Source organism: Cellvibrio sp. (genome assembly GCF_053579595.1).
This window is the reverse complement of record NZ_JBRFPI010000016.1, coordinates 1-23,669: the sequence shown is the minus strand read 5'-3', so window position 1 is coordinate 23,669 and position 23,669 is coordinate 1. Positions and strand designations below refer to the sequence as shown.

The following is a 23,669-nucleotide window of genomic DNA, read 5'->3' as shown; positions in this document are numbered from 1 at the left end:
GGATTGCCTGCGGTACCGGTGCGCTCACCTGGCTTCGGACGTGTGGTTACGCTACTGCTACCAATCATTTTGCTCAGAATAGGACAACTGATCCACTTGCTGTAACTCATACGCGCAACAACATCGTCATTAACGTCCAGGCTCACATCCAAATTGGGTAGCCATACATCGTAGCTACCCGCTTCTGAACCATAGTAGCTGCTAGGTGCTAGGTTAAGACTCCACTCGGTCTGATTGATCCACACAATTTGAGATGGGTCACGGGTGAAGCTGTTGGATTCAATATCCGTACTTTCGTAGCGCATACCGGTTGTTATCTTGAGCGGCATGCCAACAAGATCACCTGCAGAGTTAAACTCCATATATGCACTGGTAGTCTCCTCCGTAACTTTATGATCGCTGGTCGGATTACCATTCAAATCAGGACGCATGTTACCTGTGCCCCAACCCCAAGGTCTTTTTGATCCACCAGGGATATTCCATTCGGATTCAGCAATAGCCACACCTTTTTCAAAATCCCATGAGTGGTACACGGGTACATTCGAGCCACCACCAGAGAAGGAAGGTGTTAAACCGTTGAGGTTATGCTCCTCAAAAATATCATCCGGGAATAGATCCTGATTACCACCGTACCAACCCGCTGCAATCTGGCCAGTACTGAAGCTGCGCCAACGGTTGGCAATATCAGATTGCCCAATACCAAAATCAATCGAGGTAATACCAGCATCGGCATTGGTGTCAAAAGTACCGTCGATTTGGAATTGCGTAATTTCTGATTTTTTCAGATCCAAATTCGCTTCACCGAAAAGCGAATCGTAGGAAGCTGCTGTGGGTACACCATTGACGATGCCTTTACCATTTGGATTAAAGGTCACGTGCATAAAGGGAATATCGTCCCCAGCAGTAGCGTCGTAAGTTTTTCTATCGATAAACGGTGCTGCGAGAATCAGGAATGCATTGTGGCCGCGACCAACACCACCGTTTTCATTGGTAGAGTTGTGTGCGTCAAATGTCAGCGTCAGGTTATCTGATGCTTCCCAATCCACGTTGAAACCAACAGAGTTGTTTTCAGTTTCAGAGGTGTTCAAACGGATGTTGGAGGCAAAGTCATCGCCCGCAGCAGTCAGTTTGGTGATAGTACCGTTTTTATCGATCACCACATCGCGCGCATCAGAACCTGAGTCGTTGTACCAAATACCTACGCCGGTATTTAGTGCAGTGAGATCAACTTTTGAGTAGGTGTAATCCAGAGTTGCTTTAAGGGTGTCGATTGGCGCGTACTGTAATACCAATTGACCATTGGTTCTTTCGCGGTGGAAATCTTCAATGCCGTAACCAAAGTTTCTTGGGTAGTAGACGTTGCCGTTTTTGTCTGCGCGGTTATCCACCACATTTACAGTTTGACCAGCATCAGCTACTGCTTTTTGGAAGTTGATGCCATTGCGCCAGTTGGCGATATCTGCATTGACTGAACGGTTGTCACGCTCTTGATAAGAACCGGAAAGCGCAATACCGAAAGTGTCATCCGCAAAAGTGTTGCTGAAAATACCGGACACTTCCGGCGTAATGTCGTCGCCCACTTCATTAGTGGTATCCATTACTGCCTTGGCACCGATAGACGCCTTCAGGCCGGGGTTATCCAAAGGACGAGCAGTTTTAATATTGACCAGTGCACCGATACCACCGCTTGCACGGGTTGCACTAAAGGTTTTATACACGTCTACACCGCTAACGGTTTCAGCAGCCAAGTCCGAGAATTCAAAACTACGGCTGGAGCCATTAGTCGGCATCTGACGATTGTTCAGGGTTACCAGGTTAAAGTCGGGACCAAAACCACGTACGGTGATTTTGCTACCTTCGTTATTTTGACGGTCAATAGATACACCGGAAATACGCTGTAAAGATTCCGCCAGGTTGGTGTCTGGGAACTTACCGATATCTTCAGCAGAGATGGCATCAACTACACCTTTGGCTTCGCGCTTGGTGTCCATCGCGCGCTGCAAGCTGCCTTTAATACCGGTAACCAGAACTTCTTCTACGTTATCGTCTTGTGCGAGGGCAATACCACTTACGCCAATCATGGCGGAAGCGATGGCTGTTGCTATTAGCTTTCTTTTAAAACCAGTTGATTGTGTCATTGTTAGTGTCTTACTCATGGAGTTCTCCATTTATTTATTGGTATGGACTTATTGTCGGCCCGGAGCATGTAGGCGGTTCTCTCACAAATCCCCCTCTGCCGGATCACAACTGCTTTTCTAGCCACGTCATAATCACAACTGACGCCTAAGGTGTCGTCCCACCTTGAAAAATACGCCAACCTGAGGCATATCACTTTTTGCACCCCTGAGTGGGAAGCTTGGATGTTGATATTTTTCAATAACTTAAGTCATTTTTATGCATTACTAGAGGTGTGTAAGTTCTACACAATGTAAAAAGTGGTACGCATAAAAAACCCCTGGCAGAGTTGACTCTGGCAGGGGTCAGGTTTATCCCACAGGTTGTTTTAAGCGATAGTTACAACTTGGTAATCCGGAACCAGTTCAAATTCCACCCTGATTGCTGGGCGAAGATGCCAAAGCTGTAGGTACCCGCATTCAAGGTCACCGTTTGGTTTACAGTCGTCCAGTTTTGCCAGCCGCCGGTTGCCGGAATCGCCACATTGCCCAGCTGAATGGCACCGGCATTCAGGTCAGATGACAGCAGCGAACCTGATGGGCTGGCGACACGGTATTCAATGCGATAGCTGCCAGTGGTCGGAATGGTGATATTGGCGTAGGCCATCCAATCACCTGCATCTATGTAAGACACGTTTTGACCGCCGTTAGTATCGGTAGTGGCTTCCGTCTGTACGCCGCTCATCGCCGTGAATGCTTCGGCTTGCACCAGTTGACTGAACGCGGGAGCTGAGCTGGCTACAGAGCTACGGCTACTGGAAGCCGGAGTGCTGCTAGCGGGAGTGCTTGAGGTAGCGCCTGAGCAGCAACCGAATTGCACCCATGCGGTATCAATTGCACCTGCGCCCTGGGCGATGGTGAAGAAGTAGCGCACGGTCGCACCTGCCGGAATGTTGGTCAGGGTATAGGTGTTGTTATTGCTCGCATTGGTCATGCGGATATTTTGTTGGGCACCACCGTTGATGGTGTAGTGAATATCCGCCCAAGCAGCGTTGTTTGCATGGAAACGCACGCTGTTGCTGGTCAGTACAGTGTGACCGTAAGGCGTAGCCGCGACTGAACTGGCAACTGAACTCGGTGCTACCGATGACTTGGAAGAAGAGGCAACACTGCTAGGCGCCACCGAACTTGGCGCCGAACTGCTGGCGCCACCACAACCAGCACCGCTGGATACTACCGATTGACCAGTGCGCTTCAAGGCATAGCCTTTGGCGGGAACCGAGAAGCTGGTGCCATCGGAGTAAGCCACATTGATAGCTGCGCAACCGAAGTTGTAGGCGATATAGGTCAGGATGCCATTCTTGTTGAATGCCACTGCCGCAGGATGGTTAGCGGTCAGCGCGCCGGTGCCGGTCGCCAGATGACCAAGTTGTTTGTAGGTGTATACCCAGTGGTAGGTGTGCGCCTTGGTCTCGCCCTCTTCCGGAATCAGGTTGTTCAGGCCGTAGGCCAACATATCGTCCACTGCCGCCTGGCCATTGGTCATCGACCAGATATTCCACCAGACATCACGCCATTGGCCGTTCGGTAAACCAGATGGCTTGCCATTGGAAGACTCGCTCAAGCCCAGGGTCACATAGTTATTCAGGTAGCCTGGATGTTGGCCGATATGCAGTACCAGCGGGCTGAGTGGCAGGCCTTGGATACCGAGGATATGCGCGTAGGCACCGCTGAACCAGGTGGAGAACACATGGCCATTGCCCCAGATAATTGAGGTAGTCGGCTTGGTATAAGTCGAGGTGAAGTTGTCGTAATCACCACCCAGACCTTTGTAGCGGTCGATGTTGTTCCAGTACTCCCAATAGGCCGCAGTTGATGAGGCATGCAAGTACATACCGCGCTCGGTGATGGCGTTGTTGCCGGTGATCATGCCGTAGAGGACGATAGCGCCGTAGGCGTTAGCCGCTTCTGAAGTCGATTCGTTGTTGTTGCCCAGGGCGAAGTTGGCGTGGCCAGATGCCCAGGAGAAACCGTAGGCAGGGTCAAAGTTGCGCAGATAGGGGAACATGGCATCGTCGCGGCCAGCGGCATAATCGCGGATCAGCAATTCGACCATTGGGCCGTATTGGGTAGATCCACACCAGGCAGCATCGATACGGCAGATTTCCGCAGCAGCACGCACAAAGTAGCCGTAGTGGAAGTGATGGTCGTTCAGTTGTTGTTGCGCGCCAAAGGATTCATCAAACCCGAGCAGAGTGTTCCAGTTGCCTTCGTAGGCGAAGTATTTGGTGGTATCCAGGGCGCCGGTAGTATTGGCGCGGAACCAATCCTGCAATTCAGCCTTGAGCCAGGCGATCATCTGGTTGGCTTCAGTCGTCATGCCGATGGAACGGGCAATCGCTGCGAGCTCCGCCACTTTGCCGTAGTTTTTACCGGCCCAGTAAGTATCGGTCGCGGTGTTCCACTTGGATGTACCCTGATTAACAAATTCGGTCACCAGCGCGCGCAATTGGGTCGCGTTGTAATCGCCTATGTTTTCCGGGAAGTAAGGCAGCACCCCCACATAAGGGATGGTGTAGCTAAAATTGCTGGTCGCCGCAAACTTGGTCACACCGCGCGCAGAACGCACTTTGTAGCTGGTCACACCCTGGGTAGAGTTTTTCCAGTGCAAGGGCAGCATGCCCGCCATGGTCGTTACGTTAGCGCCATTGAATTGGTACTGGTGGCTGACAGTGACTTTGTTGGCCGCGCGGTCAACGGTGTAGTTGATGTTTACCTTATCGACGCGCTGGGCGGCATACTGGGCAAAGGCAGAGATCATTGCCGCGTCAGGTGTACCGGTCAGCTGTGGCAACCAGGCCACCGTCATGCGCTTGGTGCTGTTGTTAACACCAATGCTGTTGGTATTCACACCGCTATAGGTGGTGGCATCGTGGCCGACAATCAGGAAGGCATTGCGATTGCCCGCCACATCAGTCCAGATCCCCAGATTGTTGCCGCTTTGGTGGAACACACCCTTCTCGCCGCCATCAGCCGACTTGGTGCGAATAACCAGATTGCCTTGCAAGGCAGTGAAGTACACGTAAGGAGAACCGTGCACGAAAGTTGCTTCCATCACTGCGGTAGTGCCACTTTTCCACTGCACTGTGACCGAGCCATCGCTGTAATCTTTCAGGAAGGCTTCCAAATTGGAATAGGCCGAGTTGCCTACGGCGATACCGTCAAACACTTCGCTGAAAGGATCGGGAATGGAGTAGAGGGTATCGTTGGTGCCCGTGCGCAGGCCGCCGGGAATACCCAGAATACGCACACCGCGCTCGGTAATCCGGGCAGTGATCGGATCGGGAGTGATATAGCCGGAATCGGTAGGAGCGCCGACTTTCATCTCGCCCATAAAGGGGATTGAACCCCACCAGCGGTGGGTCATGGTCGGCTTGGTGCTCGCGGGTGCGACCTCTTGCGGATACAGCTGGGTAGGCGCACCTATGGGATTACAACTGCTGACACCGGGCTTGACCACACCGGCATTGTGGATCCAGTTACCGTAATCGACGACACATTTCCAACCGGCAGTGTTGATGGTATCGCTGATATTACCGGCGCCGTAATTGAGGATTGCAGATTGGCTCGCATGGGCAAAACCCAGCGCGCCCAGCAGAAGCAGGACTCGGTTGAATCGTTTCATAATTAGTGACCTAATAATTGTTATTGATTATTTGAACCGGGAACCCATTAGTCTCAGGGGTATTACTACGTCACTGTTATTGTTGTTAGATTCCTACTGCACAGACTTGCGTGAGACCGGGAGAGAAACTGGATTCCAGTTTAGTTATCGTCTACCTGAATTTAAGTCTGGTCGTCCCATGTTGGCGCCGAAATGCAAACTGGGCCATTCTCACTTTACGTTTTTGTGAAGAGGGAGAGGTTTTTAAGCGGGCGCAACGATGCGTGTAGGCTTGCGTTTTTGCGCTAGGATTAGACCAATCAAGTGACGATTAAATGAAACCAGCCCTACGGAGTGAAGCCTCACCGTGAAATACACCCCGTTGCTTATGTTAGCGCTACTGCTGCCAATGCAAACTATGGCAATAGATGAAGCGGTCAATCCGCTAGCACCGATGATTGTGCGCTACTACGACCGCGGCGCCAAAGATGCGCGCCACGCCTACAAATTTGAATTGATTGCCAAAATCCTGGATGTAACCCGCGCTGAATTTGGCGATTATCAGCTTGTCCCCTTTGGGGAAGAGCCCAGTGCCAAACGCCAGGCGTTGCTAATCAGCGAGGGTAAAATCCTCAACCTGCTCTGGGCGTCGCCGGGCACGGTGATAGCGCGCGCCGATGTGATTACTGTGCCGGTCGATATACTGCGCGGCCTGCTCGGCTATCGCGTGTGCCTGATCAATCCCGCCAACTTTCCCGCTAGCGATAAATTGCACTCGCTCAACCAATTGCAAATCGCCCAGGGGCTCAACTGGGCCGATGTGGAAATTTACAAACACAACGGCATCCACCCTAAACAGGCACCCACCTTTGAGGCGCTGTTTGAAATGCTCGCTGTCAAACGCTATGAGTGTTTGCCGCTGGGCGCCGATGAAGTGATGTACACCTGGCGCGACCAAAAAAATAAATTCCCGTTTTTGGCGGTAGAACCGGATTTGTTGATTTACTACGACTACCCGATTTATTTGCATATCAGCAAACAATTTCCGGCATTGGCGCGGCGGGTGGAAGTGGGGTTGCAAAAATTGCAGCGCAGCGGCGAGTTTGATCGGCTATTCAAACAGCATCACGCCGCTGACATAGCGCAATTGCATCTCAACCAGCGCAAAATATTTTGTTTGAAATCGCCTTATTTACCTGAGCAAGGGCAATGCGAAAAACGCCTGGATTTCCCGCAATAAATTCTGCGCACATACATTTTATGTACATAAATAAAAAACTGCCCAACCCGGGCGGGTTGGGCAGAAGCAATGCGCTACGGACGACGAAGCGCTTAGGGAATGGGGCAAGATCCCGCACAAGCAGAGGTATTCATTTGGCTGACACCGAGTAAGGTCACATCGTTTTGGCGCACATCGCAATTGGGCGTATCAAATTCCACACCGAGCGCCGAACTGCTGCCTGAACCTTTCACTACACCTTTGTACACCTGGCAGATTTTGGTCTTGGACGTGCCGCTGTTGTTCAGTGTTAAATTGCGAATCGTAGCGGTATCACCAAAGTTGGTATTGATGCCCACAATCGTGCTGACATCGCGCGTAATCACATCGTTGATCACCAATTTGCGCGGGCCGCCATTGTTGGTGCAGTCACCGCAGGTACGCGCCAATTTACCTGCGCTTTGCACGTAGAATTTGCTGATGTGCAATTCGCCGCGACCATTAAATTGGAAGGTTTTATCGGAGCCATTGAAGGCTGCACCGCAGGTCACATTCATGATGGTTCCCGCTGGCCCCATCGCTGTTGCGGCATCTTCACCAATGTCTTCCCACCACACATGATCGATGGTGCAGTTGCCTTTGCAGTGGATACCATCAGCAGCGGCTGCACCGATAATGACGTTGCGCACCACCCCGCCTTCCTGCACATCAAACAACGGTGGTTGACCTTCGCCCTGACCGCCACCAGAAAGGTTGTAGCGCTTATTCAAACCATCAAACACTTCACCTGCGACAACAACACGTGTAGCCGGCAATTGCACGGTTTCAGTCGGTTCGGGTTTTTCACAACCGGGATAGTAACTACCCACCGGAGGATTACTTACCGAACTGGATGACGAACTGGCCACTGAACTTTTTACGCTGCTCGCCGAACTACTCACTGAACTTTTTGAACTGGTCGCCGAGCTGGGCACACTGCTCACTACCGGTTTGCTGGATGACGACTGCGCTGGCACAGAGCTGCTTGAATTTGTGGTGCGCGCGATCGAACATTCATTTACGCCACCGGCAACTCGTGCGCCAAATACCGCTTCAGAGCACACAAAACTGCCCGACAATAATTTATAGGTAAATTTATCCGCGCGACCAAACGCTACCGTTGTTGCATTCGCAACCGAACAGGTTTTATTTTCAGAACAGATAGTCACATAGCCCGCCGGGCGATTCGCTGCCAACGCACTGGATGCGAGCGTGGCGAGCACCAGCCCGGACAATAAAATTTTAATACGCATAAAAAATCCCTCGATGAAATTCAGTAGGCTGAGCTTTCAAGTGAAAACTACCGCCGCAAAAACACATGAGGTATTGAACCAACAGAAACTACAAAAACTGGGAGACCATGCCGACTAAAAATGATTTCATTATTGTTATGGGAACTGTTGCCGCTATAGCAACAAGTGTCGGCGAGTCTACGCGCTCGCCGCAAAAAAACAATTGCACTTAAGTGGCAATGTGCAAAATCAGGACGCAGCACACAAGGCAATTGTGTGCTGCCTCTTGATTTCCTGGATTGTCAGGAGGTGGTTATATAAAAACTATTTCTTATTTTCGCGCAGCATGACTTCGCGGAAATGCTTGCCTTGCATGGTCGGCTCGTAGGTGTTGTAGTCGGTAAACAGTTGCGGCGACCAATCCGGATCAAATACCCAAGCCACCCAACTAATGCCTTTATCGCCAAAATAATCGGTAATGCGTTTGCCGTATTTACCATCGTCAATCACCGGAATATGTGCCCCTTTATCGGTTGCTAACTGGTAGCCAATTTCAGTGGCGAACACCGGGTATTTATCCGCGAGAAAACCAAAATCGCGCGTCCAATTTTTTTCGTAGGGCGCGCCCACTTTCATCGGATAAGGATGGCTGACATAAGCCACATTTTCGCGCTCGATTGGTGCAGTCGCCACCGGGGTCAGATCGTAAGCCCAATTAAAACCGGCCACGAGTGAAATCGCATTGGGATTGTGCGCCTGAATCACCGTGATGATTTCTTCGTTGATCGCCTTCCACTCCGCCCAGCTCACCACACCTAAACGGCCGCTAAACACCGTCGGCTCATTGAAAATCTCATAGAAAGCGACTGCATTTACGCCAGCGTAGCGCTCGGATACCGTGCGCCAAAAATCATTGGTTTCACCCTTATCGGTGTAATAGGAATTGTTTTGGAACATTTGCGATTTGAGATTGCCGATCGAGTGCCAATCGATAATCACATACATACCCAATTCATTCGCCCAAATAACGGTTTGGTCGAGCAGCGCCAAATAGGCTTTTTTGCCCTGCTTGCGCCAGGCCGATGGATGTACCGGCACACGCACCACATTAGCGCCCCAGGCTTTGATCACTTCAAAATGTTTTTTGGTGAAGCGTTTGTCGTTGGCAATTTTATCCGGGTCGGCAATATTCACCCCGCGAAAAATCACCACATTTCCTTTGGCATCGACAAATTTATTACGTTGCACTTTTAGCAATGAAAGTTGCTGGGTAATTTTGCTTTTATCAAACGCCGGAATATCCGTTGCATTCCACCAGCCACTGGCGTTTTGCCAGGCATCGTCGGCCAGCCTATTTGCACTGATAAAAATAAACAGCGGAAATAAAAGTAGTTTCAAATTGTGATGCGGGGATTTCATAGCAGCGCCTCTTGGTTTTTATTGGATATCAATATTCCGGGCGCTAGAAATAGCACAAATGAATGCAGAATGCAGCGCGAATAACGCAAGTTTACCCGTATTAAACCCGGCGATAATTAACGCTCGATTTTATATACCACATCCACACTTTGGGTTTCACCGGATTCTGCCTCCAAGCGCAAATGTTTGGTTAGCTGGTACTCCATTCCCAAGCTAAAGGCGCGATCAAAAATTCCCACCACATAGCGCACTAACAATTTTGGCGTGAGATATTTGCCAATAAACAATTGGCTTTGATCAATACCTTCGTCCGATTTTACTTCCAACTCATCGAGCCGGAATAACTGGGTAATTTGCGAGGTAATGGAGCCATCCGAATCCATTCCCAATCCACTCATTGCACCAAGTAACATCGACGCATCGGCCTTGGTCACATCGTTGGCCGGTTTGCCGGTGAGCAACATCATCATCGCCTGGCTTTCAGAGCGGGTCGGCACGGAAAAAACATGGGCAATTGGGCGCTGTAAGGTGCCGCCAATTTCCAGGCCCACTTTGGTTTCATCGTCATCTTTAATTACACGTGAGGCGCGAATATCCAGCCCCGGATTTTCATAAGGCCCCTGAAACACCAAGCGACCGCGATCAATGGTCAAGGTCTGCCCGTAAGCTTTATAACTACCATCAGCCACACTCACATAACCACTGGTAAAAAATTGCCGTCCGGATTCTTTTAGCAAACTTAACTTGCCCGACAATTTACTGTTTAAACCAAAACCTTTGAATTGCACATCATCGCCCAGCGACAATTTTAAATTGGTAAAAAATTCGATGGACCGCGCGTCACCATCCGCTGAGAAATTTTCGTTTACTATCACCGCATCGCTCGATACCTGAACGGCGGATTCCGGCAAGCGTTTTATGTTCGCGCGCGCCCAGGGAATAATGGCCTCGCCTGAGATGTTAATCGCTTCGCGATTCGCGGTAAGTTTAAGATCGGGGCTGAGCGTTGCTTTTAATTGCGGTAGCGAGATCACTTTAAAATCGGCGCCATTGATAAAACCCTGCAGGTTCCAATCCGGGGTACCAAATTGATGTAAATCGCCCACCAGCGATAAACGCCCGTCACCGGATTGCAATTGGCTCACCAGATTAATATCACCAGCCTGGGTGGAATTAATCTGCAATTCAATATTATTGAGATCCAAACCGAGACGAGGCAAGTTAGCCGTGCCATTGCGCAGACTAATATCGCCGAGCACATAAGGCTTTGCAAAACTTCCGCCTGCAATTAAATCCGCGCGGAAATCGCCTTTCACATCGTTGGCATACGTCAGCAGTGTTTCCAGCGGGGCAAGGTTGTCAAATCGCGCCTGCAATTTGCCATTGTTAATTTTTTTCTGCGCCAAATCCAATTGGGTATTTGCATCGATATTGCCATAGCCAACCCACTCCATTCCGGCAACAACATCGAGCAATGATTTATCCAAAGTCGCACGCACCCCGAAATTTCGCCAAGCGTAAACTTCCGTAGTGCCGCCGGAATATTGATAGCGCAATTCCGCATTGCGCGTGCTGATGTTAGCACTGACTTGCGTATTCGCGAGCGAAAAATCCTGGCTGGTTGCATGCAGCGAACCATCCATTACCCCGGCAAAATACACTTCCACTTTAAAGAGCGCGAGAAATTGGCGCAGTGGAACAGAATCCACCAGCACATTTAATTTTGCACCCGTGGTTTGCGCCCATTCGCCATCAATACACAATTGTGGCAGTGAATATTTTTCTATGCCAGACGAAGGTAAGGCGTGATGCTGATCCAACCATGCGTAAGGGCTTTTAACCGGCGATTGATTGGGCAGCCACTCACCGATCAATTGTTCGCGCTCTAACAACTCCGCATTTTCCACCACCGCCGTTAAATTGCTGCGCGTGGTTAAACACTGCGTGCCCAACTGTACTGAGGTTTTATTGACGCGAATCGGTTTGCTGCCGGTGAGCCACCAACGCGGTACGCGCTTTGCCTTGATCGCTAGCTGCGTTAATTTACCTTGCCATTCGCTGCCATCATAATTGCCCACCAATTTAAAATCCGCATGGCCATAGGCCGTACTTTTTATCACTGCCGCTAATTGATGTTGGTTAATCGAACCTGTGCCATCAAGCTTAAGGGTAGAAAAACGTTGCTGAGCAACGCGCAACTGTTTGGCATTAAACGCCAACACATAATGTTCATTGACGATTTCACTGACTATGCCAGCCAAGCCATTTTCATCCGCTGGCATTTGCGGTGTTGGATCTGTAATTTTTTGAGTAGTATTTTTTTCCGGCGCTGTTTTTTCCGGGATTGTTTTTTTCGATACGGTTTTTTCCGGGGCTATTTTTTCCGTGACAGTTTTCCCCGAGACTGTATCAGCCAATGCTGGAATCAATGAGAGGTCGAGTTTATCGACGGCATAATTGCCCCAGGAAAATTTTACTGCACTTGCCTGCATTTGTACGCGCGGCTTTTTCCAATCGCCACGCAATTCACCGCTGCTGATCACACTGCCGTTCAAGCTTTCATCCAACTGCTGCAGCAAAGGCGCATTGAGATTCCAATCGAGATTAAATTGTTCACCAATTGCACCGTTCACTTGCAAACGATTAGCGCCCACAATCACATTGAAGGCATCGCTACGCAGCGCATTTTTTTCAAAAAATACGTCGCCTTCGCCACGAACATTAACGCCGCGCAACTCGCCCGACAATTGGAAATTTTGTAGCGCCGCTTGCCATACACCCTCAGTGCGCGAGCCGCTGGTAGTAAAAGACAGGTTGATATCGCTCGACCAATCGTCAATCACGCTGGCGAGATTTAACCGTTTTGCATCGGCAGTCACCTGCCATTCCAACTGTGGCAACCAGTGCACATCGCCGCTTAGTTGCAATCCGGTTTCGTTACTGCTGCCAGGTGCAATAGCGCTGGTGGGAGCCGCTGACGTATCGAGCACCGCATTAGGGTCCGATGTAATGACATTGTGCAATTCGCGGATAAATAAATTGCTGACGTTAATTTTTTCCAAATCGCCACTGGCCGCTGCGGTAATCGCCAATGCCGGTGCATCGGGTAAATGAATATCGCCATCCAGCTGTGCTGTGTATTGCCGCCAGTTGCCGGTAGCCGTTAATTTGCCATTGGTGATGGGCAGTGGCTGGGCGGGAATCCACCAGGGCGCGGGCAAGGTTTGCTGTTGCCAACTTAGTAACAGCGTCATAGGTGGAGTTGTTTGCAGCTGTTGTTTTTTATCGACCAACTGCACGGTAGCATCAGCACTTAACACCACCGGCAAACTGAGTTGGTTGTGCAATTGCAAATCAACCAAATCCCCCTTCAGCTCAGTTACGCCCATATAGGCAAGGGGAGCTGCACCTTCCGCGTCTTGCGGCTGAGCTTGCCATTGCCACTGCAGCATTGCTTCGGTGTCATAGGGAAAACGTAAATTAGTTGTGCCACTTAAATGAAGTGCATAGTCGGCGTGTTGCAACGCGAGGTTGTCATAACGCAGATGAAATGTACCCAACCCCAGCGAGCCGCTTAATTTTTTCCAGTGCAAATGCGTAGCGCCTTGCACGTAATCAATATTAGTAACCGTCAATTGGTCGAGGCGAATACGCACAGGTAAAGCCAGGGATGGCCATTTACTAAAGGGTTGTGCAGGCGAATTCTTGTTGGCCGTCGGAGGAATTTGAATTAATACTTTTTTTGCGTGTAACGATTGAATCGATACCGCACTGTAGAGTAAAGCCGCAGGACGCCAGCGAAATGAAACCTGCTCTGCGCGATAGTGGTGTTCGCCCTGAGCGTAATCAACAAAATCGATATCCAAGCCAGTGCGCAAATTGCCCGACATATCACCCAGAGTAATATCCACTAAATTGGCGATACGTGTGACCACCCAACGGCTGCCGGTTTCTGTTTCAACGAGCGCGCTGATGCTGGCGAGCAGAATGACTATCAGTGCCAGCAAACCAAAAAAAAGCTTGCGTGCTTTTCGTAACATTTTATGCAAAATATCAGCGTGCATTATAGATCCGGCCCCATACTGATATGCAGGCGCACACCTTCATCGCCATCCAAGGCTTTGGCAACATCGATACGGATGGGGCCTATGGGCGAAATCCAGCGCGCACCTACACCGGCGCCGCGCTTGACCTCAATTTTGGTATCGTTAGCCGCATTACCCGCATCAAAAAAAACGGCAGCAGCCCATTTGGAATCTTCAAACCGGTAATCGTATTCGATGCTGTTCACCAGCAGGTTATTACCACCAATCACTTCATCGGCTAATTTCGGATTTTCCAATGGCCCGGTAAAACCGCTGAAATCGCGGGTCGGCCCGAGGGATTTGTAATCATAGCCGCGCACACTGGCGTCACCACCGGCAAAAAAACGAACGGATGCAGGCAGCTCACTGAAATCGTCCAACTGGGTTGTACCCAATTCCGAACGCAATAAAATCCGTCCGAAGGAAAAACCTTTTATATATTTTGCGCGCAGATGGAATTGCACAAAACTAAAATCCGAGCCCAGGCTTTGCGGCGAACCGGACAATTTCGCCAACAGCGTCCAACCAGATAACGGATAGGGATTGCCATCTGTTTTGGTGCGCGTAATCGATACCGAGGGGATAATCAAATCGGTACTGGTTTCCGGGTCTGTACCAATGGTGGAATCTTCCCGCTCATAATCCAGCGCATAGGTTTGCAGCCATTTATTATCCTGATAATAGGTATAGCTGGTACCGTAAGTATCCTTGTAACTGCGCGTGGTATCGGTAATTTCTTTTTCATAACCGGTGTAAATGCGCAAAAATTCATAAGCTGGGCGACGCATGGGAATGGTGTAGGCAAGCAGTGCGTTAGTTTTCTTTTCAGCGGCATTAATATCGGCGGCAATGGAGTGTCCATTCGAATTGACATAGCGGTCCTCAAAGCCCAACAACACGCGCGGCCCCGCGTCCGTATCCACACCGGCACCCACGGAATATTCGCGGCGCTTGCGCGCTTCCAGCTGCATGTCAACGGTGACCTTGTTATCTTTTAATTCCTGCAGGTTAGGTGCAATACTCGCCACCGAAAAATAATTGCTGGCGTTGTATAAATTTTTTAATTCGAGTAATTGGTCTGAATCGTAATAATCACCTTCAGCGAAATTAAAATAACGCCGCAGAAAACTCTCGTTGAGAATATCGTGCTGCAAATTAATCACGCCGATTCGGTAGCGATTACCGGTGTTGTACACCAATTCAATAATGGCTGATTTCTCTTCGGTATTAATGGATATTTGGGAGTGTTCAAAAGTCGCATCAAAATAGCCGTGAATCGCCGCCAGGGTACCAAAGCGCGCTTTTAAGGTTTCATAACTGCCATGATTTAATCTGTTGCCAATCTTGATGCCGGGTTTGTCGTACAGACTTTTAAAAATATCATCCTGCCTGCCCTCGCCATTAATCTCTATACGCACCTCTTTAACACGCACCGGTTCACCGGGAGTGAGTGTGATATCCAAGCCCCAGCACTCTTTATCGTTGCGCAATTTAGCTTCGTATTCGAGTTCGTAGAAACCCAGCGCCTGTGCAGCCACCGCAATTTCATTTTCAGCATCGGTGAGCAGCGCGTGCAAACGCCACAAGGGCGTTTTACAACTCTCGTCAGCGAGGGTGAGGTGTTGGCGAATATTTTCGCGCAGGCTTTTGGTGCCGCCTTCAAGCTCGATCTCAGGTTCCGCCGCCACAAGTGGCAAGGCAACCAGCGCAAGCAAGAGCGCAAATCCGCGCGCAAAGGGAGAGACAGAAGTCAGCAATTCCGGATTCTTCTTGGTGTGGTGGGGTCAGGCGCTACTTTAACTGCTAAACCCCACGGCTAAAAGGCTTCTTTTGTGACAATCTTGTAGGGGCAATTGTTCCTGCAGGTCGCTATAATTCAGCTCCTTGCGCTGCGCTGGAACTATTCCTTGCCGCAGCCACACCGCTTATCGTTGGAATTTCTTTATGCTCAGCTATCGCCACGGCTTTCACGCCGGTAATTTTGCCGATGTACTCAAACACACAGTGTTGGTTCATATACTGGAGTACATGACCCAAAAAGATAAACCGCTGCGTATTATTGATACCCATGCCGGAGCGGGCGTATACAAATTGAACGGGCCACAAGCACAAAAAAATCGCGAATTTGATAACGGTATTGGCCATCTGTGGTCAACCGCACAGACGCCGGCGGCAATCGCGCGCTTGCTGGAGTTAGTGCGTACCGTTAATGACGGCAAACAATTGCAACTCTATCCCGGCTCGCCGTTAATTGCACAAACATTGATGCGCCCGATTGACCGTTTGTTTTTGCATGAATTGCATCCCGCCGATTTTCAATTTTTGCGCGATTGCATGCGCGACGACAAACGCGTCAAAGTGGAACATGAAGATGGCTTTGCCGGCCTGCAAGCCCTGCTGCCACCACCGGAGCGCCGCGCACTGGTATTGCTTGACCCTTCCTACGAAGTGAAAAGTGATTACCAACATTTGGTCAAACAATTACTACAGGCGCACAAACGTTTTGCCACTGGCACCTACGCGATTTGGTATCCGGTCGTGCTGCGCCAACGTATTGATGAAATGGAACTGGCATTAAAAAAATCCGGCATTAAAAATATTCAGTTGATGGAATTTGGCCTGCGCGCCGACAACCCCGAATACGGTATGACATCGAGCGGGATGATCGTGATCAACCCGCCCTGGACACTCTGGGGCGCAATGGAAGAAACGCTACCCTGGCTGGCCGATAATCTCGGCGACGAAACGGGCGAAGCTTTTTATCGTCTGGAACAATTAGTACCTGAAAAATAATGAGCACACACGTTTATGACTAGCACAAAACCCTCAGACACCTTCAGCCAGGCAAAACGCGCGGCGATTTTATCGGCAACGATTTTCCCCGGTGCAGGCTTGTTTTTTTTACGCCACCATCTGCGCGGCTGCATTTTTGCCATTCCCGCAGCGCTGGTGATTATTATGCTGTTCAAAAATTTATTTGCCGTTGCATTCAAACTCAATGAAGAGATGGCTGCTGAAATCGAAAAAGGCAACATGGCAATCGATATCGGCCACATGTGGAATTCACTCCACGGCGCCATGTTTACCTCGCCTTACTGGGAGCAGGGCAAGTGGATATTATTGGCAAGTTGGATCTTGAGCATAATCAGCTCTTATTTCGCCGGCAAAAAAGCCGATCTAGCCAAGCACACAGAGTAATCGGAGCCTCCATGCAAGCCTCATTAATTTCTATTGGTCTATTATTTTGCAGCAATATTTTTATGACCTTTGCCTGGTATGCGCACCTCAAAGAACTAAATCACAAACCCTGGATCATTGCTGCACTGATCAGCTGGGGCATAGCCCTATTTGAATATCTATTGCAGGTGCCCGCCAACCGGATCGGCTATACCGTGATGAGTGTCGGCCAATTAAAAATTTTGCAAGAAGTTATCACCCTGAGCGTATTTGTCCCCTTTGCTGTGTTTTATATGAAGGAGCCGCTGAAGCTGGATTACCTCTGGGCGGGCTTATGCCTTTTGGGTGCGGTTTTCTTTATGTTTAGAGACAAAATGTCAGGATAAAACCGGCTGCCGCTGTAGCACTCTGGCATAAATCAGCTATAAATAAAGCTGACCTCGGATTAGTTCTTTGGAAAAACCCACCTTTATGGAGATACGCTGTATTCCCGCAGGTTAGCCAGACTTACCAACTCCAGGGTGTTAGCGTGCACAATCAAAACTCCAATAAATCTTCTCGCACTCAGGTTCATGTACATCAGCCATCCCTTGCCTATCAGGATTTTGGCCGACAAAAAATTAAACGGCTCGTCCAAATCCTGCGCATCACCCAGATCGCCCTGCTACTCGTCAGTATTATTACCATCAGTGCCGGCCGCTATAGCGATGCCATTGTCATGCTCGCTACCGGAATTTTTTTATTCAGTGTGGATTGGGCGATTTATAAAAAACACCCGGTGACTGGCGCTGCCATTTTTTTATTGTCACTCACGCTCATGCTCTCTTATCTCATTTGGGTCGGTAGCGGCATTCGCGATAGCGCGGTGCTGGGCTATTGCGGCGTATTGATTTTTGCAGCCATGCTTGGCAATAAACGCCTGCTGCTGGTACTACTATTGATTATGGTGGCCGTGTTGATGGCTATTGCCTATGTCAATGAGTACGGCATCGTCCACAACCAGATCGAACCCATCAATTTAGCGACCGGCACCATCACTATTGTGATTCTCACTGTGATTGGTTTTGCCGTCTGGATGCTGGCGCACGACTATCGCGGCGCACTGGACGAACTCGCGCGCGAAAACGAACGCGTCAAAACCGCCAAAAGCCATATCGAACATATGGCGATGCACGACCCGCTCACCGGTTTGCCCAACCGCATTATGGCGCAGCATAATTTCGATAGCATTTTTCAAAAGGCGCAAGCACAAAAACAATTGCTGGGCATTATTTTTATTGACCTGGATAACCTCAAACCGATTAACGATTCGCTTGGCCATCAAGCGGGCGACCAAATTTTAAAAGAGGTCGCACTGCGCTTATTGAGCTACACCAAAAAAGTCGATTTGGTATGCCGCTATGGCGGCGATGAATTTATTGTGTTTATGCCCAACATCAACTCCGCCGATGAAGTATCGCAGGCAAGCCTGGAGATATTGCAGTTGGTCTCAGAGAATTATCTCTATCGCAATATTGAAATTTTTTGCACCTGTTCGATTGGCATTGCACTCGCACCACAAGATGGCGAAGACCTGGATACGCTGATAAAAAAAGCCGACATCGCCATGTACCACTCAAAAGATTCCGGTCGCAACAGCTTCCGCTTTTTTAACCCGGCCATCAGCCGCAATATGCTGGAGCACATCAGTTTAATTTCCGGTATGCGCAAAGCGCTGCAAGAAAACCAATTCAGTTTGTACTATCAACCTAAAATTGATTTACAAACCAACGATATCTGCGGCTTGGAGGCGCTGTTACGTTGGCACCATCCGGAGCAGGGTTTTATTCCACCCGCAACGTTTATTCCGCTCGCGGAATCGTCCGGTTTAATTATTCAATTAGGCGAATGGGTTATCACCGAAGCCTGCGAGCAAGCCAAGCGCTGGTACGATGAAGGCATTTTGCAATTTGCGGTTGCAGTGAATATTTCGTCGATCCAATTCAAGCGCGGCAATATCGATGCGATTGTTTTAGGCGCGCTCTCTACCAGCGGCTTACCGCCGCAATATCTGGAACTGGAACTCACCGAATCATTATTGATTGAAGACAGCGACCGCCTCGCCAACACTTTATCGAGCTTGCGCGCAGAAGGTGTGCACTTATCCATTGATGATTTCGGCACTGGCTATTCCAATCTGGGCTATTTGAAAAAATTTGAAGTAGAAGCACTTAAAATCGATCAGTCCTTCGTACGCAAAATGGATGATGAAACCGGTGATGCCGCCATCGTCCGCGCCATTATCCAGATGTCGGCCAGCCTCGGTTTAAAAACCATTGCTGAAGGTGTAGAGGACGCTAGCACCGCAGCTCTCTTACGCAGCCTGGGCTGCACCCAAGCGCAGGGATATTTTTGGGCACGACCAATGCCCGCCGATGAAGTCGCCGGCTTTGTGGAATTTTGGCGCAAAGATAATTCAAGTTAAGTTAGATTACACGGGCAAGCCGCCGTGATAGCGTGCATGACTGAAGCACTAGCTTTGATCCAAATAACTGCTTTACTCAATAGCATCACAACTACAGCTGTGGTGTGTTTAACCGCACACTCGCATTCACTGCGAGCGCGCGTCAAAAAAATACATAAATAGAGACGGGGGATATTCGTTTGAAAATTTATTTTGGTTTCAAAACAACACTATTGCTGGCGGCAATCAGCATGACCGGCTGCACCACCGAACAGAAAGCAGCGGAGACGGCTGCGATGAATTCGGCCGCTCAGGTTCAAGCGAGCGGAATCGAAAAATTTAAAGCTTATACACAAAAATTCACTGGCAATACCACCATCACACAAAATCACGCAACCGGTCATGTGGGCAACCTTTTCTTCACCCACTGGAAAGATGGCGGCGCGGCCTCGTTAACCATGAGCACCGATGGTTCATTCAGCGTGAGCTGGCAAGGCGGCGGTTACAATTATGTCGGCGGCCCTGGTTGGCATTATGGCGATAAAAATCGCGTGATTGGTTATCGCTTCAACGAAGACAGCGGTGCAAGTTACATCACTTTGTACGGCTGGGGCTTCGACAAAAATATGCCCACCTCTAACCCCGCGCATTTGGTTGAGTACTACATACTACAACGTTGGACTTACGACCCAAGTAAAGACGGCGTTTACGGCAAAACCTTTGTGAGCAATGGCACTGAGTATTTCACTTATCGTTCCATACGCGAGCAAAAACCTTCAATCAATGGGCCAACCACTTTCTACCAATACTGGAGCAAACCCAAAACGCAAATGCCACTGGGGCAAGACCATAAAATTATTTTTGCCGATCACGTAAAAGCTTGGGCCGAGAGCGGTTGGATTCTTCCAGATACGAATAACTTCAACGCAAGCGATGACCCCACCTATCAGGTCATGGCCGTTGAGGTGTTCAACCCACCAAAAGACGGTACCGCATCGGGCAAAGTGTGGGATGCAGCAACCAAATAAACCAAAGCGCTAAAAAAAACGCCGTGCGATTTTATCCCACGACGTTTTTTTACATCCTAACAATTGATTTAGTCATGGATCAAGGGAACAATCAGCACACAGGAACCCTATTGTTTTTTAACAAACATAAATCCCACTGTACGGAGGCACCATGAGCAATGACAACCCTTTGCTTTCAACCATCGAAGCAGCCGCTAAAAAACACAGCACAGAAGCCTCACGGCACAAGATGCTCCACCGCAGCCTATGGGGCGCCTCATCAATAATCTCCGTACTCGTCGCCATAGCCACCGCCTTTGATTTTTCCCTACTCAATTTTCCCAGTAAAAATATCGCCACATTATTCGCCATTATTTTGCCGATGGTGACCAGCTACATAGTACTGCGCTCACCCGAAAAATTATGGATTCACGAAATCAATATCCGCAACCAATTGTTGGATTTACACACCGAATTAAATCTCTTAATCAAACGCAACGCCGAATATGACCCCGCTATTTTTGAAAAACGCTATTTGGCGATTATGGCTACGGCTAATAAGAAGTGGATTGAGATTAAAGAGGGTTGATCATGGCAACGCAGGTGGTTTGATGCAGCTCGTTATATTGTGTAATTGCTTTAGGGTATGTTTTCGCGTTAATTGTTTTGAGGGCGGGTCGCGTAGACCGTGCTTCGCGCAGCAAGCTGCCGAAGGCTGAGTTTACGAACCGCAACAGATTGAAGGACGGCAGCGTGCCCAAAGCGGCTGTTCATGTCAATTTCATAATTTGATGCCTGGACTTGAAAGCAGACGTTAATTTTTAAAGCGTATTAACACTTAATTAATGCTTAATACTTAAACCGCCTAGAGGTTAGTGTGGTAGAACTAATGCCTTGTGTTGAGTTATAAGATTCTTCTGGAATGATTTTTCAGTAAATATTACAAGCGACGAACAGCGAGAAACACTCCTACTCAGATAAAAATGCCAGAGTGTGGTATTTAGATACTTCGTTTTCTTCTATCAGTAACCAGTTCTCCACCTATCCCCCAATTATCTGTTTCCACTTCATCGATCACGACTACCGTTGTGGCTGGATTTTTCCCTAAAATATTGACGAGTAATTCAGTAACGCCTGCCACTAACTGGCGTTTTTGTTCTTTTGTCGCACCATCATTGGTTATTTTAATGTTGACGTATGGCATAAATTTACATCCTCAATAATTATTAAGTTGTACTTTAGGTAATGGCGCTGCAATTATTTCTCTAATTTCGTTGAGATAAAATTAACAGCGCCGAATAATCAAAAATGTTTTTTCTAACTCAGCAGAGCCGGAATTTTTTTGTCATCGTTAGTCAGTAATTTGTAGATAGAAATGACATGGAACCATAACCACATTGGGGCGGGTAAAAATACAGCGTACATCATGTTTCCGTGCGGGGTAATATCGCGCAAGATTAACAGCGATAATGTGCTGGCTACCACTAAAATATCCATTAAGCCCCAAAGGTTTGCAAACCAAGCACGTCGCTCTGGGTTTGCGTTGATTGAAAAGCAAAATGCCGCTGCCAATCCAAGAAAACCGGCGGTCACATGCGACCATCCATCAATAATGCCAAAAACAAGTGGCATAGCGCCCACGCTGGCATTCATTAAAAACGTTGCGCCAAAAAATACTCGAATTCCTTGCAGTAGCAAAAGCTGTTGTTGGGATAAATTCAACAGCACTTTTCTAATGCTCGGTACGCCTAGAAGTAATGCGCCCACTCCGCCAACAGCGCTGACAATGACGACTAAGAACATTGGCCCGGATATATCCTCACTGAATAAGCTGTGGGTGGATAAACCGGCATGGAGCGCCGCCAACCAAGCAAGAAGCCCAACGCCAATGCCAAGATGAAAAACGTGTTTGTTGTTAAGGGAGAGTACCCAGAGCGTGTAGGTAATCATGAGTAAATCGAGCCCAATCATAAGCCAAGGCGATGTGATAAATGACATAGTGTAATCCCTCTGTTTGTGTGTTTACATGTGCAGTATCAACTACCAGATAGATTGTAAATATGCTTAAAAATACCGAAAACATTGCAGAAACAACTGATAATAGTAAAAGTGCCAATATAATCAGTGAATTGCTGCTGTCGATGCAGGTGTCTGGGGGCGTGTTATTGAATGAGAGTTACGCCGCACCTTGGGCCATCGCTATCCCTAGTCACAAAGCACTGAGTCAAACGTTGGCAAACAATGGGCATACCCATATGGCTGCATTTCATTTGGTTCAGCAGGGTTTCATTGATGTTGAGTTGGCGGATGGCAGTCTTGAGCGGGTTTATGATGGGGAAATGGTGATTTGTTTCTCGGGCCAAGCGCACACTATTTATCAGGGCGTAAGTACCCAATGCGTTCCATTTGAAACCCTCATGAAGTCTGGCCAAAATATTTTTAAGCCAAGTGCAGATGTGGAGGCGCAGTCAACGAAGTTATTGTGCGGTGTTTTTCAACTGCATAACACCACGCGAAATCCTTTGTTTGAGGCGCTACCGCCTATTCTCAAACTCTCTACAAAACACTCTGATCGCTTTCCACATCCAGCCATTAAAACAATCATCGGTTTATTGCTCAGTGAACTTACCTACCCGTCTTATTCACATGAATATATTGTGGGCCGATATTTGGAGCTCTTGTGTGCCAATTCTATTGGTGCATATATTGAATCCAATAGCGTAAATAGAAGTGGTTGGTTGCAGGGAATAAAAAATCCGATGGTGGCGAAGGTGATAAGCGCTATTCACGCGCAGCCAGAATATTCTTGGTCGGTCGCCAATATGGCTGAAATAAGCCACCTATCTCCCTCGCGATTTGCGGCGCGATTCAGTCAGATTTTGGGCGTGAGCCCAATGATGTATGTGACGCAGTGGCGAATGTATCTGGCGGGAAAACTGCTCAGACTTCCACAGAGTAATATCGAAAAAATTACAGCAACAATGGGTTATGAAAATGTTGCTGCATTTAGTCGTGCATTTAAACGCACTATGGGAACATCGCCAGGCTCTTGGAGAAGTGCCAAAACATAATGCGCCAAAAATCAGTGCCCAAAGCGGAAGCTTGTAAACGCTTTAAGAGCTGAATTCAGATCACAAAAGTGGACATTCAGTCCGGTTTCTCCTTTGTACTCATTTCGAAATTTGGCTTACATTATTCACTAAGCAGTCCGCACTCCCAATAATTTAAAATAGCCCTTGCCGCTTTAATTCAGTGTTTTATCAATTTAAA

At 48.7% G+C, this 23,669-nt stretch carries 16 protein-coding genes; 8 read left to right on the top strand and 8 right to left on the bottom strand.

Annotated elements, in window-relative coordinates; all coding sequences use genetic code 11:
* Both ACWA6V_RS02045 and ACWA6V_RS02040 read right to left on the bottom strand, forming a co-directional pair.
* Positions 1–2,156 (bottom strand): TonB-dependent receptor (locus ACWA6V_RS02045; RefSeq protein WP_449520944.1); only part of this gene is annotated, 2,156 nt, incomplete at its 3' end.
* 358 nt (positions 2,157–2,514) lie between these two features.
* The gene (locus tag ACWA6V_RS02040; protein ID WP_449520943.1) at positions 2,515–5,799 is read right to left on the bottom strand and encodes a glycosyl hydrolase; all 3,285 of its coding nucleotides are present in this window, start codon (positions 5,797–5,799) and stop codon (positions 2,515–2,517) included.
* Positions 5,800–6,145: 346 nt separating this feature from the next.
* Between ACWA6V_RS02040 and ACWA6V_RS02035 the strand changes: the two genes are divergently transcribed.
* Positions 6,146–7,018: a hypothetical protein gene (locus ACWA6V_RS02035; protein ID WP_449520942.1), complete on the top strand. Its 873-nt coding sequence runs from the start codon at positions 6,146–6,148 to the stop codon at positions 7,016–7,018.
* Between the two features lie 92 nt (positions 7,019–7,110).
* On the opposite strand, the gene ACWA6V_RS02030 is transcribed toward ACWA6V_RS02035, so the two are convergent.
* The 4 genes from ACWA6V_RS02030 to ACWA6V_RS02015 form a co-directional block, all read right to left on the bottom strand.
* Positions 7,111–8,289, bottom strand: a complete 1,179-nt coding sequence (locus ACWA6V_RS02030) for a pectate lyase (RefSeq protein ID WP_449520941.1) — start codon at positions 8,287–8,289, stop codon at positions 7,111–7,113.
* A 303-nt stretch (positions 8,290–8,592) separates the two neighbouring features.
* Entirely contained in the window at positions 8,593–9,687 is a 1,095-nt protein-coding gene (locus ACWA6V_RS02025) for a glycoside hydrolase family 5 protein (protein WP_449520940.1), read from the bottom strand.
* A gap of 116 nt (positions 9,688–9,803) precedes the next feature.
* Entirely contained in the window at positions 9,804–13,751 is a 3,948-nt protein-coding gene (locus ACWA6V_RS02020; RefSeq protein ID WP_449520939.1) for a translocation/assembly module TamB domain-containing protein, read from the bottom strand.
* Positions 13,751–15,529 (bottom strand): autotransporter assembly complex protein TamA, encoded by a 1,779-nt coding sequence (locus tag ACWA6V_RS02015; RefSeq protein WP_449520938.1) that lies wholly within the window; start codon positions 15,527–15,529, stop codon positions 13,751–13,753. The genes ACWA6V_RS02020 and ACWA6V_RS02015 overlap by 1 nt, the downstream gene beginning before the upstream one ends.
* Positions 15,530–15,716: 187 nt before the next feature.
* Between ACWA6V_RS02015 and ACWA6V_RS02010 the strand changes: the two genes are divergently transcribed.
* The 6 genes from ACWA6V_RS02010 to ACWA6V_RS01985 all read left to right on the top strand — a co-directional run bounded on the left by ACWA6V_RS02010 (position 15,717) and on the right by ACWA6V_RS01985 (position 20,988).
* A complete protein-coding gene (locus tag ACWA6V_RS02010; RefSeq protein ID WP_449520937.1) occupies positions 15,717–16,565 on the top strand; it encodes a 23S rRNA (adenine(2030)-N(6))-methyltransferase RlmJ in 849 nt (282 codons plus the stop codon).
* Positions 16,566–16,580: 15 nt separating this feature from the next.
* A complete protein-coding gene (locus ACWA6V_RS02005; protein WP_449520936.1) occupies positions 16,581–16,970 on the top strand; it encodes a hypothetical protein in 390 nt (129 codons plus the stop codon).
* Between the two features lie 11 nt (positions 16,971–16,981).
* Entirely contained in the window at positions 16,982–17,335 is a 354-nt protein-coding gene (locus ACWA6V_RS02000) for a DMT family protein (protein WP_310068228.1), read from the top strand.
* 143 nt (positions 17,336–17,478) lie between these two features.
* On the top strand, positions 17,479–19,413 hold the full coding sequence (locus ACWA6V_RS01995) for a putative bifunctional diguanylate cyclase/phosphodiesterase (RefSeq protein ID WP_449520935.1): 1,935 nt from the start codon (positions 17,479–17,481) through the stop codon (positions 19,411–19,413).
* 179 nt (positions 19,414–19,592) lie between these two features.
* Positions 19,593–20,420, top strand: coding sequence for a glycoside hydrolase family 11 protein (locus ACWA6V_RS01990; protein WP_449520934.1), 828 nt, complete (start codon positions 19,593–19,595; stop codon positions 20,418–20,420).
* Between the two features lie 151 nt (positions 20,421–20,571).
* Positions 20,572–20,988 carry a hypothetical protein gene (locus ACWA6V_RS01985; protein WP_449520933.1) on the top strand — a complete coding sequence of 139 codons (417 nt, stop codon included), beginning with the start codon at positions 20,572–20,574 and terminating at the stop codon, positions 20,986–20,988.
* Positions 20,989–21,399: 411 nt separating this feature from the next.
* Here ACWA6V_RS01985 and ACWA6V_RS01980 read toward each other — a convergent pair whose 3' ends face one another.
* Together ACWA6V_RS01980 and ACWA6V_RS01975 are read right to left on the bottom strand one after the other, a co-directional pair.
* The gene (locus tag ACWA6V_RS01980) at positions 21,400–21,603 is read right to left on the bottom strand and encodes a 2-hydroxymuconate tautomerase family protein (RefSeq protein WP_449520932.1); all 204 of its coding nucleotides are present in this window, start codon (positions 21,601–21,603) and stop codon (positions 21,400–21,402) included.
* A gap of 113 nt (positions 21,604–21,716) precedes the next feature.
* Positions 21,717–22,349, bottom strand: coding sequence for a hypothetical protein (locus ACWA6V_RS01975; protein ID WP_449520931.1), 633 nt, complete (start codon positions 22,347–22,349; stop codon positions 21,717–21,719).
* 110 nt (positions 22,350–22,459) lie between these two features.
* Between ACWA6V_RS01975 and ACWA6V_RS01970 the strand changes: the two genes are divergently transcribed.
* A complete protein-coding gene (locus tag ACWA6V_RS01970) occupies positions 22,460–23,470 on the top strand; it encodes an AraC family transcriptional regulator (RefSeq protein WP_449520930.1) in 1,011 nt (336 codons plus the stop codon).
* Positions 23,471–23,669 lie beyond the last annotated feature (199 nt).